Raw genomic sequence first — 14061 nt, forward strand, 5'->3', positions numbered from 1 at the left:
GTTATTCATAATAATTTAGAAAAAGCGTTAGAAGCTTGTAATATCTCTGGCGCAAAAACGTACAATCGTGCTGCTAAGATGTCTGCCAACTCGCAGTTTGAAAGCCATAAACAGAGATTCTTCAATCATCTGCTGACCGGGATGAAATGCCCCACCCTGATCAAAGCGATTGAGCAGGATTTAGCCCAAGGTCTTGCAATTGTCATTCAAATAGTTTCGACTAATGAAGAACTTTTGAAACGACGACTTGATGAAGTTCCGGCTTCCGAATGGAAGGATCTCAATCTTGACTTGACCCCACGAGAATATGTGATGGATTACCTGATGAGTGCTTTCCCTGTTCATCTGCATTCCATTCATTCTGGCGTTGATGGAGAAGAAAGATCCGAGCCGGTCTTTGACGCTGATGGCTCTCCAGTTATTTCACAAGAAGCTGTAGCCTTGAGAGATGCCTTAGTCGATAAGTTAGCAAGCCTTGATCCCATCCCCGGCGCATTAGAACAATTGCTGTGGCACTTCGGTCACAAACAAATTGCCGAAGTAACTGGTCGCAGCAAGCGAGTTCTGAAAGATGAATCTGGACGTTTATTCGTTGATTCACGGGGTAGTGGTGCGAATATTGCTGAAACTGCTGCATTCATGCAGGGTGACAAACAAATCCTCATCTTCAGTGACGCTGGTGCGACAGGCAGAAGTTATCATGCCGATCTAAATGCTGCGAATCGTCGCCGGCGATCGCATTATTTGTTGGAAGCCGGCTGGAGAGCAGACAATGCCATCCAAGGTTTAGGGCGATCGCACCGCACCAACCAAGCATCAGCACCCGTGTTCAGACCTGTTACCACTAACGTCATCGGTGAACGCCGCTTTATCTCAACCATCGCTCGAAGGCTGGATAGCTTGGGCGCACTCACAAGGGGGCAAAGGCAAACCGGAGGTAATGGAATATTTGAGGCTAAAGATAATCTTGAATCGAACTATGCAGAACACGCTTTGTATGAGTTATTCAGGCAAATATACCAAGGTCGATTTTATGAAGTGTCTTTAGGAAAGTTCGAGCAAATGACTGGACTGAGTTTAACCTCTCATGAAGGCGGGATGAAAATCGACTTGCCCCCATTGCGGCAATTCCTCAATCGACTACTGGCTCTACGAATTGATATGCAAAACGTGATTTTCGAGAGGTTTGAATTACTCTTGAGCCAGCAGATTGAAGCAGCGATCGCGGCAGGGGTCTATGAGATGGGTGTAGAGACACTCCGGGCTGAACGTTTTACCATCGAAAGCCAGGAAGCATTTTATACACACCCTGCCACAGGTAGCGTCACCAACTACCTCAAAATTGAGCGAGTTCAGAAGAACAACATCAAAACGGATATTGAGATGGTTGAGTTTGCTGCCAAGTACCAAGGGCAATTCATGGTGAATGAGAAAGGTCGTGCGGCGATAACAATTCCAACGCATAGTCTATTCGACTCTGAGGGTGGAGTTGTCCCAAGAGTTTTGCTGATTCGCCCACACAAAGAAACTCGCCTACCAGTCCAAGACTTGGAATCTTCCACTTGGCGGCAGGTTTCGGCTGACACCTTTGCTGCTGCTTGGTCTATTGAAGTAGACGCACTGCCCAAGTTCACTACCGATTACCTGCATTTGGTAACTGGTATTCTCCTACCCATCTGGAAAATACTACCACAGCAGAATAGTCGAGTATTCCGGTTGCAAACCAGCGATGGACAAAAGATTCTCGGTCGGGTGGTGAATGCTAATGATATTAAGTCTGTGGCTGAACAACTTGGACTGAAGGATAAGCTGTTAAGCCCACAGGAGTTAGTCTCTTTAGTGCTAAACGAAGGCTATTCACAGCAGTTACCGGGTGGCGTTACTTTACGGCGTTCTTATATTGCCACAGAACCTCGTATAGAACTGGTTAATGCTATCTCACTGGCAGAGCGACTTTTAGCTGTGGGCTGTTTCACCGAGATCATCAACTGGCAAAAGCGGGTGTTCATTCCGGTTTCAGACAAAGCCCCAGCTATTCTCGCGGCTGTGATTGAAATCTTGGGATGATTCCCTACCTCAAAGACCCAGGCATTTAATCTGGGTCTTTTTTACTCTCAGAAAAATTAATAAGCTAATCGGTATTAAAGTTTTACCCATTCACATGTCGTAAAAATCAGCTAGATGCATAGCTTAGGGATTAGGTAGTAACATAAGTTCAGTTGCTGCACAACTCCCCGATTTCACCAGCTTTGCTTTTTGGGCTTTGGGGAAAAAATGTCAGATGTTTTTTACCCCAAAAGATGATGTTTACGCATTTCGATGCTAAATTCACGCGCATAGATGAGATAGTTCCTAATATATATAAGCTTTCGATCTCAAATAACAAGAAGTTTGTTTTCAGTCAATTTCTGCTCGTTGATGAGCACCCGATGCTGATTCATACAGGTCGCTCAAATTGGTTCGAGCAAACTTATCAGCTAGTAGAGTCTGTCTGCGATCCTTCAAAACTTGATTACATAGGTTTTTGTCACCTTGAAGCTGATGAGTGCGGAGCGCTTAATCAGTGGCTTGAAGTAGCGCCGCAAGCGAAAACAATTGTGAGTCCTCTGAATCAATCAAACATGGATGACTTTGCACTGCGACCAACAACGGCTCTTAAGAATAACTCTATTCTTTCCCTTGGTAGAAGAGATATCATCCTGATTGAAACTCCTCATTTTCCTCATGGATGGGAAGGTTGTGTATTTTATCAGCCGCAAGAGGAGATCCTTTTCTGTTCCGATCTCGCAGCTCATCCGGGTCAGTTCGATGAGCCTGTTACCGAGAAGGATCTTACAGAATCCATCATTAATTTTCAGCAAAAAGTCGGGTTTATGTCTGAAGGGAAAAGTTTCACTCGAGGAATTGAGGCAATACAAAAGCTACCGATTAAGTACCTTGCAACAATGCATGGTTCTATTATTCACGGAGAGTCCATCCCAAAGCTTCTTTCTATAATGTTGGAAACCTTTGGCTGTTAAGTATTTCTGTTTTTACCGAAACATAATACATGCCTCAGTCGTCAGAACAGACATGATTTTTGTACGAGCGGCGGATAGCGTAGCGTAAAGCGGATTGCTAGTGGTAAAGCAATTCATCTATGGCGCTACTTTCTCCCGAAACTGCTTCCCAGCAGAAAACGCAGGCACAATGGTAGCTGGAATTGTCATTGGCTCATTGGTTTTCGGATTACGCCCTTCACGCTAATAGCGATGCCTACGGCGGCAAGCTACGCGTCGCTCGAATGGGCCAAACCCTATAATTCCAGAGGCGTTACGCTTGATGTAAGGAAATAAACCTAGTTAATATCCCAAAATGTCCTCACCACAAATCCAATCCCACGGTTGTAACAACTCTCTAGACCAACCTTTATCCACTCTGCCGTCGTGGAAAATCAAACTGCTGTATGACGGCCAATGTCCCTTGTGTCTGCGTGAGGTTAACTTTTTGAAAAAGCGGGACGCGGGTCGAGGGCTGGTGGCGTTTGTAGATATTGCAGCTGATGACTACAATCCCCAAGCAGATGGCGGTGTTGACTATGAAACTGCAATGGGGCGTATTCATGCTGTGTTGCCAGACGGAACGCTAGTTAAAAATGTTGAAGTTTTCCATCGCATTTACGAAATTCTGGGTATGGGTTGGGTCTATGCTGCAACTTCCTTACCAGTTATCGGTGCTATTGCCGACTTCCTATATGGAATTTGGGCTGATTGGCGACTTTTTCTAACAGGACGACCAGATTTAGCGACTATTGTACGAGAGCGTTCTTCTCGACTTGCTTGCAAGACCCAAAGCCGTTGTCGCCTAATGGATGAAGATGACTAAGCCCAGTTTCACAATAAACGATGTCTTACTGCACACTTAATTGAAATTGTGACTCGTGAAGGAGCAAAAACAGTGGAAGCTTTACTACAAAAAGCTTGTGTTCTTTATAGTGGTGATTTGCCGTCAGTAACTGAGACTGAAATTGCTGAACTTCAGCCTCAGATACGTAATTGGAAGATGATTGAGGAGAATGGTGAGTCATCCTCCACTCATTGAGGTATTAAAGAAACTCAACTTTCGTCCCTGAGCATCACTTGCTTAATCATGGGAGTTGTTAAGCTTGCGATAGTTAACTGTAACGCTTGCATTTTAGGAAAATCACGCTTAATAATTTCGATAGTTTTTCTTTGACTCTCTTGATTTTTAACTATCAGTTGTGCAGTGCCATCCCCCTGAGAACCTACGCCTTTTCCTCCAAAGATATAAGGCTTAAGTGGCTCATGAGCGAGAAGCAGATGTAGATTTTTTGCAGTTAATTGATCGGGACATTACTATCTGGATGATGTAGTGCAAATCGGCGATCGTGCTGTCGCTGCGGATTTTTATCCTACGCCAAATCATGGGACTAATGCCCAGGATAAAAATATGAAGCTGGTAGATGACAAGTTGCTCAGGATCTGACATTGCGTCATCTTACCGCATTGCCAGTCTCATCTCCCCCGAAAAAAATCGCTCTCCTCATAGGAAATCATTTATCTAGACTTACTATGAGCATTCCGAATAAGAGAGCGAGATATATATCTGTAGCTGTTTTGTTTCCACAGCGAATCATATTCCGTCTGAGGATTTTCATTAGTCATGTTAAAGACACTAGAACTAAAAACATTAATATAGTACATTAATACTATATGACTTTTGGTGAATGCAATCCAAGTATATGAAGCAAGTAGTTAGACAAATTAAACAGCGCAGTAAAGTTAAGCTCAAACGGAAAGATATTACATACGAGCTTTGGTGTTTGGATGATGCTGAATTTAGAAAACTTCGCCAAAAAAGCCTTCCTATTAAAGATGATTATATGTTTTATATGCACTTTTATCTTTCCGAACGCGAGAACAAAAATAAACTCAATTTGGCTGAATTATATGTCTGCTTAACGCACTTGTTTGGTGATAGCAGTGATTTTATTGACGATTGGAAAGGTACTTTCTCTTTTCCAGTATTATTGGTTTTAGAAAAAGCACAAGGCAGATTCTTCTATTTAATGAATATTTATGATGATCGGGGTACACTGTATATTAGCTTTTACAGGGTTCTGGAATCTGAAGTAGAAGGTTATGATACTCAAATACTTCGTGAGCCTTTTGAAATAGAATTTTCTCGCCAAGAAATCAACTATTTTATCAGTTATTTTTATGGTTATCTTGAGGGCTGTTTTCAAAGTACAAGACTCTTGATACCATCTGAGCAGTTTTTCAAGAAGATTGGTTCTGAGTCTATCCTTTATGGCTATAAAGATGAACATTATTTTGAGGAGAAATACCAATCTCAATCAGAATATCTTGCAGCTATTCAAAGTTTAGAGTCAATTGGTATTAGTTCCATAACTTCGCAAAATGTCAATAATATTTTGGAAGCCATAACTAGCGAAATAATCGAAAATTGAATCATTGTTCTAATTACCGTTCTTGTTCAGTTGGGCGGATCAAGATTTCGTTGACGTTAACATGTGACGGCTGTGTAACGGCATAAACGATCGCATTGGCAATATCTTCACTCTCAAGATTTTTGACCGAACCGTAGAAGTTTTTTGCCTGCTCTTTTGCAGAGGAATCTGTAATGTGCTGCGGTAATTCTGTTGCCACTAACCCTGGCTCGATAATCGTGACGCGGATGTTATTTTGATAGACCTCTTTGCGAAGTGCCTCACTAAACGCACCAACCGCCCATTTGCTGGCGTTATAAACACCGCTTCCGGCGTTTGCAACTCGACCTGCTACCGATGAAATATTGACGATGTGCCCAGCACCTTGTGTCTTCATCAAAGGTAAAACTTTGTGAGTCGCATACATCAATCCCAATACATTGAGATTGATCATGCGTCGCCAGTCTTCTGTATCTGCACCGTCAATCAGACCTAACAGCATCACCCCTGCATTATTGATGAGAATATCAACTCTGCCAAATTTTGCATGAGTTTGGTTCATCAAGGCTTCTACCTGCGCCTCATCTGAAACATCAGCAGTAATACATAAGGCTTTTCCACCAGTGCCAGTAATACGAGTTTCTAGGTCTTGCAAGCGATCGCTCCGACGGGCAGCAATTACTACTGTAGCGCCCTCGACTGCCAGCGCCAACGCTGTAGCCTCACCAATACCAGACGATGCCCCTGTTACAATTGCAACTTTGTCGATCAACTTACCAGCCATTGTTAGTTTCTCCGTTGTTGTTTTTTCGTTTTTTACTTAGAAGTCAATTGACCTTTGAGAGCTTTACACGTTCATTAGTAGACTAAACAACTGAACGCTTTTATGGATTGAATTGCTTGCTTCTAGCAATTACAGCCTGGAAGAGTCAGGACACTTGCCCCTCCTGCTTCCTTGAATCAAACATTATCACTTAGTCTCAAATGGAGCGATCGCACTCTCCTATTTTGTTTGACCCTAGCATGAGGAAATAGTAGACGATATGAATCAGAAGATGGATTTGCCGTCACTTGTCTTGAATCTTAAACAACTCCTTACCTGATGCAACCCATCTCACCAGTGAATCAGTAAAACTTCAGCTTGTGGTGATTACTACAGATAAGCATAATTCTTCGTTTTGGGTAGTTGCTGGATAAAAGTGCTTTGTATTGCGGGTAGTTCTAAACTAATAACACTCCTAACTCTGACAACAATGGTATTCGCAAAGGTGCAGGAGTTAGCAATTATTAAAGTATCTTTACTGCTAGCAATACCATCATCGCAACTAACAAAGTGACTCCAGATAATCTAGGGCTAGGAACTGTCAACCCTAACATTGATGGAAACATTACTGGCGGTACTAATAATTTTATAAGGGCTATTACAAGTGCATCAAGTAATGATCTTCTCGTTAGTAGAGTTGACAATAGCATCTTTTGTGGCAGTGAGAACTATGGACAGTTGTTTTCTCAAGCATTTAGTGGCTCATATTGCTTGTACCCAACTTTTTGCTTCTAGTTGAAATATTCTGAGTTCCGTCTTCTCTACATCAATTCAATATAATTTAGGAGCTTGCGCCCTTCATTTTTTGATCAATTTCTTTTAACTTACCTTCTAGAGCCTGACGAATTTCTTTAAGCTGATTATAGGCTAATCCCTCAAGCTCAAGAGCGCCTATAGTTTTAACTGTTTTAATAATCTTACTATTTTGGTTAGTTGTGTTTTCAGAGGATTTGTGATTTTCTAACATCTCTTTTACTAAAGCTTTTGTTTGACTTAAAGAAAGTTTCTCTTGAATAACCTTCTCAGTTAGCTGGATTCTTACTTTCCGAGCTTGAGTTTCATTGATTTTTAGTTGAATAGCAGATAGCTTATTCAATTCTTTAGCTTTGCTGCTCTCTAACCCCTCCTCTCGAATAGCAGTTTTTAAATCTTTTGATAATTTGAGTAAAGGGAAAATATTAGTATCAATAGAGGTAGGGTTAAGCTGTAATGCTAAAATTACATCAAATATTTTTTGTTCTTCAGCACTTTTGAAATCAACAGTTTCTAGCCACTGACTTTGAGTTTCTGGAGAAGCTAATCGGATATCGGACAGTTCTAAATTTTTACGGTTACGTTCTAATCGGCTCATTGCGGCGTTAAGTAAGCGTGGTATGGAATCTTTCTGCTCTTCCAACTCAGGATAGTCATAGATAATTTGTTGAATCAAAGATTCTGCTAAGTCAAGGGCATTAAGATCCTCTCTATGCAAAGTTGTTGAAAGAGCTTGCCGATGAAGTTCGCGGTCATTTGCTTCAATTTCAGTAATTATATATACAGCCTTTAGTGTTTTCCATCCAATTTCAGGTGCTGCTCGCCATCGTCTTTCTCCATCAAATAATAAGTATCTACCATTAGATAGAGGAATGAGAATTACAGGAGTATGTTGTCCTTGCTTTTTAAGGAGTTCAGCCATTCCCTTTATACTGGCTTTAGTAAAAGTTTGCCTGGGTTGGCGAGGATTTCGATCAATCAAGTTAATTGGAACTTCTGCAACTCCTTGTTTGTCAGCTAATTCTGTAACTAGCTCTTGAATACGGGCTTCTAGAACAATTTTTTCTTCACTATCAACTTCCACGGCTCGAAGTTGATTAATTTCAGCTTCGAGTTCCTCAACTCGTTTAGTTAAATGATGAATTTTTTGTGATTGTCCTGCATTTGCAAACGCATTAGAAATATCTGGTTTTAGCATTAGTCCTGACTCATTAGCTCTATAATTTTGGTAACGATGGGGTCAAAGTCTTTAATAGCTTCACAAGCAGGTGCAAATAAATGAATGGGAAGCCCTACTCCACTCGCATTAATAAATTGGTTTGATTCTCTAATTGGCGGAAAACATGAAATTCCAAGCTCTTGTAACTGATTAGGGATTTCTTCTCCAATGTTTCGATGGGCGGCTACTTTCTTTATATTTACTTGTGATGGTACAAACCCTAATATTTTAGGCTCTGGTCGTAGTCGTAACTCGTTGATCTTGTCATAAAACCAATTAATCAAACCTGCTGAACCATACAAAGCTTTATATTCTAACTGCATTACAACCAATATGTCTGTCGCTGCGGCTAAAGCTACTAGACCCATAGGTTCCAGACCACCTGGGTTATCCAGAATAATAATGTCAGATTCAAGCGGATAGTCTTCTAAACGATCATGAAGCAGGTAATATTTTCTGGAATGAGAGTAAATTTTATGAATACTTTCTTCTAACGGAGCGCCGCCTAAAATAACATTGACATTATGGATTTTGTTTTCCCAAATAGGGAACAAAGGGTAATTGCCTTTGAAATCATCCCTGAAAACAGACGCTAGGGTTTTTTCAGGAGGAGGATCTTCAGTTTGTGAAAAAGCTCCCGTAAAGATTTTAAGAGAACCTAATGGGTCTAGTTCAATAACTGTGACTGAGTAACCTTTTTTGCCAAGGATGTACGCTAAATGTGTTACTAAAGTTGTTTTTCCAGTTCCACCAGCATTGGATTTAACATCTAATCTAATTTTTCTTTTAACTGCTTTCTTTTTCATAGCTCAAAAACTAAAGGCTTATGGAGTAACGTTACTCCACTTTTTGAGAAAATTCTAAGATCCTGCATGGAGTAATGCTACTCCATGCAGGATCTTAGTGTAATTTATCTAATTTTTATAAAAATGTTGCACTAAATATTAGCCGATTTATGCAAGGTCATCAATGACTGTAGAGGTTGAGTTTTAAAAGAATACTACTATATATGGCATCTACAAGTTGCCTTAAAAAGCAGAAGCAATAAGGATAGTTATAGTTACATTAAAAATAGTCTGTCAAAAACTTCGACTCCAATGAGCATAGAATCTACTAAGCGACCACCCAAGCCACAACAACCAAAACTGATCAAGCACATCCCTGCGGCTAAACAACCAGAGGTGCAGGATTTGACCAACAGTGATGCTCAAGTAGAACTATACCAAGATGTAGCAGAAACACCTGCTATTTATGCAGTCATAAAAACAGTAGCTCAGTCAACCGAGAGTGTATCTAAACCAACAGAGAAACAAGAGCTATTTAGCCCTACCCCAGATGATGGCAAGTTGTTGGAAGAACTCCCAACTGACCAACAGCCTGCCCATCCCGCTGTCGAGGAAAAACCCCTAGAGCCGCCAAAAGTTAAGCCGCAGATGACTGGCAAGCGCAACAAGAAAAAAAAAGATTCACCACCAGCAACCAAACCTTATATACCCTTTCAAGACCGCCCCGAAGAACCAGAATTACCGCCATCACCCTGTCAGCACATGCAATTCCTGGATTGCAACTCGGAGGTAGGGCGTGTGATATTCGAGTGTTACCACTGCAAACAGGGGATAATCAGCGAGTACACTGGAGATCCCGTAATGGGCGAGTACAAAGGACGACCTTCAGTAATTTTCACAAAGGTAAAATGCCCCAACTGTGAGCAAACAGCGATTAGGCTGCAAGCAAGGGAAGTGCTTTCGATTACCGCGATACCTTCACCTTGGCAGCAATGATGGTACATTCCCTCTTCAAGAGTGATTGGTGAAAGATATTTACGATTGATAATGCAAATGAGATTTTTACCCTCAATAATAACTGCACTAACGGCACTGACACTAACTAGTTGCAGCACTACTACTGCTGAACAGTATGAAGCTACAGCACTTACCAGTTACTCCTGGCAAGTCAAGTATGCGAATAACCTAACTAGTCAACCACAACCACGCATTGAAACTTTTGCTAATACTTCAGTGGTGAATCGGAATGGATTGAAACCGGCAGGAGCAGTTGTTGGCCCAGATGACAGAGGGCTATGGTGGCCTACTTTACCGCCACGACCAAGTGTTGATGAAGTTGAACAACGCAAAAAATCTCAAGAAGAGGCAGGCAAACCTGAATTGATGAAAGATGTTCAGTACAAACTGACCTACGGAGTGGGTAATTTACAGAAGGCACTACCTACTAACTATGAAGTTTATCGACAAGTGGTAAAAGCTTACCCCCAAAAAACTCCTTTGCAATTGACTTTGGGTGTAAATGATAATTCAGTTGAGAAAGCTGAACCTGTAAGCAAGTAATAACGCACTCGTTACATAGTCAGCGAGAAGTTAAAGAGCAAAACTGAATTGCTTTTCAACAATCTTATTGACACTAAAGTATAAATTAAGCTGTCAACCCCTTCTCTGCAAGACGCTGCGCGTAGCTTGCTTCCCCGGAGGGGTACGGGGAATTCAAAATTAAATACGCTAGTAGACTCGCTAACGCGGAAAGCGAGTCTTCTAGCGTCGCTTCTTGCAGACCACTGATTCAAGGAATCAGTAGGGGCTTGTACCCAGAATTAATTCAAAATTATTCTTATTCTTCCTAACAGAATTTTGAATTTTGAATTTCATTAAAGGGTCAACGATGATCTAAATTAATTTTTGCTGCGTTGATAGAAAAGATTTCAAAAAAATTTATGGGGGCTATATGGGGGCTATATGTACCCCAAAGCAGTTTAGAGGCTTGAGCAAAATTTGACTCCCACGTGGGGGCTATATGGGGGCTATATGGGGTACATTCAATTGGGTGAGGTTTTACCCCACTTCGCCCCCAAGAGGTTATGATAATTTTTTGACGCTGAAGAAAAAAAGGTTCTTGAGCAGAGGAGCTCTTGAGCAGGGGAGCAAGAGAAAATGTTTGCATTAACAATTATTAGTTATCGGTGTAAGAAAAACTAATTATTCTGCTGAAGGTCAGAGTTATCCATTTTTAACAGTAAATAGTAAACACTAAGAACTGTTTTAATTGCCTCCTCTGCTCCTCTGCTCCCCTGCTCTCCTGCTCCCCACTTCACCTGAACAGATAACTTTCACTTTCTCAAAATCTATTACCTTTCTCTTTATGTCTAACATTCACACCTTGCAAAAAATTTTTCCTGCTGGCTTTGATAACGGCTATGGAAGTCTAAAACTTTTAGTCGATGGCTTTGAAGTTGTTCGTGTCCCCAGCTATATAACCAATGCCGAGATGGAAGACGTACCTGGGAGGGTCGTTTTTAACGGTACTGCTTACACAGTTGGAGAATCAGCTTTCCGTACAGGAAATTATTTTGACCGAAACACTGATAACAATGAAAACAAAGTCAACAACGCATTATTGACTTTATTCGGTGCATTGGCACATCTTCCACACCGTAAGGCTTGGCATTTAAAATTAGTCGTTAGCTTACATGATGTCGCTCTGGCTGAAGAATTGCAAAAAGTACTAAATGGAGAATATCAGCCAATACTTGCTGGCAAACAATCAGAGGTGAAGATCGAAGTCCTGAAAGTCGTACTAGAAGGGATGGGTGCATTGTTTGGGCATCAACTACCGAAAAAATTAACCATTTTAGATTTTGGCAATGGTACAACTCTGTATTCTCGTTACAACCAAGGGAAACGAGAAGTTCACACCGCCTACCCCACAGGCGTAGAAGTTCTCATCAATGATATTTCCCAAAAGATGAAGCATTTAAATGGCGGGAAAATTGGGGATGCCTCCAAGATCCGATTTTGTCTGGAAATGGGGCATACTCGGTACAGCCGTGACATCGATATCAAAGATGTCTACAGTACTTGTTTGAAAGATTGGTATGAAAAGTACTTGAAGAAAGTGGTGAATCAGACACTTGATGCCAAACACCAGGGTGATGAAATCTGGGCGATTGGTGGAGGTTGCCTGTTACCTGGATTTAAGAAGCTTTTAGAGAAAAACGGGTTCAAAATACTGGACAACCCAGTAGAAGCTAATGTCTTTGGGCTTTTAGAAATGGCAAAAGCCATCAGCAGCAAGAATTCGCCAACTACATCTATTAAATGATCACAATGACAGAAAAATTTGACTTAGCTCCGATAAAAATTCGGCTTAAAGAAAACTATCGAGAACGCATATTTACAGAGTCCCAACAACTAGGTAAAAGTTACCTGGAGACACTTTACTTTATTATTGACTGCTATTTTGTTTTCATCAAGGCTGGATTAGCCACACAACAAGTAGCTTTCACGCCGATTACTACTGAGTCGAACAAACTTCCTTCAATGACTTCAACTCCATTGGTACAAGAGAAAGAAGAAGATTTTGAACCGGAAACATTCAGCCTTGATTTTGATTTGTAACCGTCAAAGGAAGTTGTTAATTACATACGAGGTTATTCCAACGTGACGCAAAAAGAATTTTTCCACTTGAGTCGTCACTGAGCCAAAGATTTGTCTGTAGCATAGGATCTACTGTATTTTCAGCCCCTGACAATCGCAGAGCTTACATTAGAACTTTTTGCAATTCTTATCATTAGCTCTACTTTTTCTAACTGATTCCACAGACTTTCCACAGCTACTTCTACTATTTTCCACAGTTGTTTGACAAGATAATCGGCTTCTATTCATCCACTGGGGATTTTGTCATGACTGTAGCCATCAGTCTGTCTTACGGAGTTATTGTTAAGTTGCGTAAACAAAATCTATCTCTAACCCTAGCTTTCACGTAATTATTTATTTTTTCTATCTTTATGTTTAATATTTTGCAACATTGACAAACCGAGCCAGTCAGCACACAATAAATCGACTAGCCTTTGCCGTCTATTCCATCTTGAACATCGACTGTATAAAACTATTCAGTTGCTAGCACAGGTGGTTTGACAACTAAAGAATGGGGTGAAACAGGACAACTACTGCATCACCTCTGGCTTATTGTCCTTATTGATTTGCTTTTTCGGAAGCTTTGATCGCATGAACTCAACCCAAAACATCTTGACTAATCTTCCTGAAACACTACATCAGTCTTTAAACAGCTATCTAGAACAGCATCCTGATTGGGATGAACATCGCCTTATTACCGCAGCTATCTCACTGTTTCTGTTGCAAAATGCTGATGGAGATCGCCGTGTTTCCCAGGTTTATCTAGAAGCTCTGTTTCGCCGTGGCTAATAATTTACAACAGTTTACCTGAATCTGCTACTCTCTAAAAGTCATACTAAACAAAAGCTCAATTAAACGATACACTCAGAAAGATTTCTTGAGTCAGGATTAATGGCAAGCGAATTCGAGATAAAACCTAAAACATCTACTACTGAATTACTAACACTTCCAGGTGGAACACAAACTCAAGGGATCGCTGAATTAGTGGAAAATGCCCTGGATAGTGACGAAATCTTAAATTCACTCAAAACCTTACTTAGCACTTTAGAAAAGCTACAAAAAGTCCGCCTTGAAGCTGCTGATATTAAACTTGTGATTGAGCAGATGCTTGATGGTGAAATCGTCAGAGGTGAAGAAATTGAAAAAGCCAAAACTGGTGCCAGCACGCTTAATCGCCTAGTTCGTGCTTATAGTGACCACCAAGCTGCACTATTTAAATCACAACCTGCTCGTACTTTACTTGATCTTGTACTCAACTCCAATCCAGCTAATTAAAACTCGCTTTCATTTGTTTGTAAAAGATACAATCAAACCATCATTCGCTTTTTTAAACTCGAAAACTGAGTTTTCAATTTAAAAAGCCCTGTAAAAATCCAGGGCTCTGTTTTATATT

The 14061-nt window shown here is 40.9% G+C and carries 15 protein-coding genes and 1 pseudogene; 11 read left to right on the plus strand and 5 right to left on the minus strand.

The genetic code is table 11. From position 1 onward, the window contains the following. Both H6G86_RS33300 and H6G86_RS33305 read left to right on the plus strand, forming a co-directional pair. The coding region (locus tag H6G86_RS33300) for a strawberry notch C-terminal domain-containing protein (protein WP_190937917.1) at positions 1 to 2067 on the plus strand (2067 nt) is incomplete at its 5' end. Positions 2068 to 2219: 152 nt separating this feature from the next. Next, a complete protein-coding gene (locus tag H6G86_RS33305; RefSeq protein WP_190937918.1) occupies positions 2220 to 3020 on the plus strand; it encodes an oxygen-binding di-iron domain-containing protein in 801 nt (266 codons plus the stop codon). 117 nt (positions 3021 to 3137) lie between these two features. On the opposite strand, the pseudogene H6G86_RS38285 reads toward H6G86_RS33305, so the two are convergent. Then, positions 3138 to 3242: pseudogene (locus H6G86_RS38285) on the minus strand (HU family DNA-binding protein); the annotation flags it as partial. A gap of 112 nt (positions 3243 to 3354) precedes the next feature. On the opposite strand from H6G86_RS38285, the gene H6G86_RS33315 reads away from it, so the two are divergent. Continuing rightward, positions 3355 to 3864: a thiol-disulfide oxidoreductase DCC family protein gene (locus tag H6G86_RS33315; protein WP_190937919.1), complete on the plus strand. Its 510-nt coding sequence runs from the start codon at positions 3355 to 3357 to the stop codon at positions 3862 to 3864. Between the two features lie 48 nt (positions 3865 to 3912). Continuing rightward, a complete protein-coding gene (locus H6G86_RS33320) occupies positions 3913 to 4080 on the plus strand; it encodes a hypothetical protein (protein ID WP_190937920.1) in 168 nt (55 codons plus the stop codon). A gap of 222 nt (positions 4081 to 4302) precedes the next feature. Here the strand turns inward: H6G86_RS33320 and H6G86_RS33325 are convergent, their stop codons facing one another. Beyond that, on the minus strand, positions 4303 to 4488 hold the full coding sequence (locus H6G86_RS33325) for an IS1096 element passenger TnpR family protein (RefSeq protein WP_190937921.1): 186 nt from the start codon (positions 4486 to 4488) through the stop codon (positions 4303 to 4305). Positions 4489 to 4741: 253 nt separating this feature from the next. Here H6G86_RS33325 and H6G86_RS33330 point away from each other — a divergent pair, with 253 nt between their 5' ends. Then, on the plus strand, positions 4742 to 5470 hold the full coding sequence (locus tag H6G86_RS33330; RefSeq protein WP_190937922.1) for a hypothetical protein: 729 nt from the start codon (positions 4742 to 4744) through the stop codon (positions 5468 to 5470). Between the two features lie 13 nt (positions 5471 to 5483). Here H6G86_RS33330 and H6G86_RS33335 read toward each other — a convergent pair whose 3' ends face one another. From H6G86_RS33335 to H6G86_RS33345, 3 genes are all read right to left on the minus strand, one after another. After that, entirely contained in the window at positions 5484 to 6233 is a 750-nt protein-coding gene (locus tag H6G86_RS33335) for an SDR family NAD(P)-dependent oxidoreductase (RefSeq protein ID WP_190937923.1), read from the minus strand. Positions 6234 to 7053: 820 nt separating this feature from the next. Then, the gene (locus H6G86_RS33340; RefSeq protein ID WP_190937924.1) at positions 7054 to 8223 is read right to left on the minus strand and encodes a ParB/RepB/Spo0J family partition protein; all 1170 of its coding nucleotides are present in this window, start codon (positions 8221 to 8223) and stop codon (positions 7054 to 7056) included. Further along, entirely contained in the window at positions 8223 to 9050 is an 828-nt protein-coding gene (locus tag H6G86_RS33345; RefSeq protein ID WP_104899617.1) for a ParA family protein, read from the minus strand. The genes H6G86_RS33340 and H6G86_RS33345 overlap by 1 nt, the downstream gene beginning before the upstream one ends. A 291-nt stretch (positions 9051 to 9341) precedes the next feature. On the opposite strand from H6G86_RS33345, the gene H6G86_RS39930 reads away from it, so the two are divergent. The 6 genes from H6G86_RS39930 (at position 9342) to H6G86_RS33375 (ending at position 13943) form a co-directional block, all read left to right on the plus strand. Continuing rightward, the gene (locus tag H6G86_RS39930; protein WP_199338525.1) at positions 9342 to 10025 is read left to right on the plus strand and encodes a hypothetical protein; all 684 of its coding nucleotides are present in this window, start codon (positions 9342 to 9344) and stop codon (positions 10023 to 10025) included. 51 nt (positions 10026 to 10076) lie between these two features. Further along, positions 10077 to 10589, plus strand: coding sequence for a hypothetical protein (locus H6G86_RS33355; RefSeq protein WP_190937925.1), 513 nt, complete (start codon positions 10077 to 10079; stop codon positions 10587 to 10589). Between the two features lie 805 nt (positions 10590 to 11394). Continuing rightward, positions 11395 to 12354 (plus strand): ParM/StbA family protein, encoded by a 960-nt coding sequence (locus H6G86_RS33360; RefSeq protein ID WP_190937926.1) that lies wholly within the window; start codon positions 11395 to 11397, stop codon positions 12352 to 12354. A 5-nt stretch (positions 12355 to 12359) separates the two neighbouring features. Then, the gene (locus tag H6G86_RS33365; RefSeq protein WP_190937927.1) at positions 12360 to 12650 is read left to right on the plus strand and encodes a hypothetical protein; all 291 of its coding nucleotides are present in this window, start codon (positions 12360 to 12362) and stop codon (positions 12648 to 12650) included. A 609-nt stretch (positions 12651 to 13259) separates the two neighbouring features. After that, a complete protein-coding gene (locus tag H6G86_RS33370; RefSeq protein WP_069074080.1) occupies positions 13260 to 13457 on the plus strand; it encodes a DUF2811 domain-containing protein in 198 nt (65 codons plus the stop codon). A 102-nt stretch (positions 13458 to 13559) separates the two neighbouring features. Continuing rightward, on the plus strand, positions 13560 to 13943 hold the full coding sequence (locus H6G86_RS33375) for a hypothetical protein (RefSeq protein WP_190937928.1): 384 nt from the start codon (positions 13560 to 13562) through the stop codon (positions 13941 to 13943). Positions 13944 to 14061 lie beyond the last annotated feature (118 nt).

It is taken from the genome of Nostoc sp. FACHB-133 (assembly GCF_014698055.1).
In the GTDB taxonomy this organism is placed as follows: Bacteria; Cyanobacteriota; Cyanobacteriia; order Cyanobacteriales; family Nostocaceae; genus Nostoc.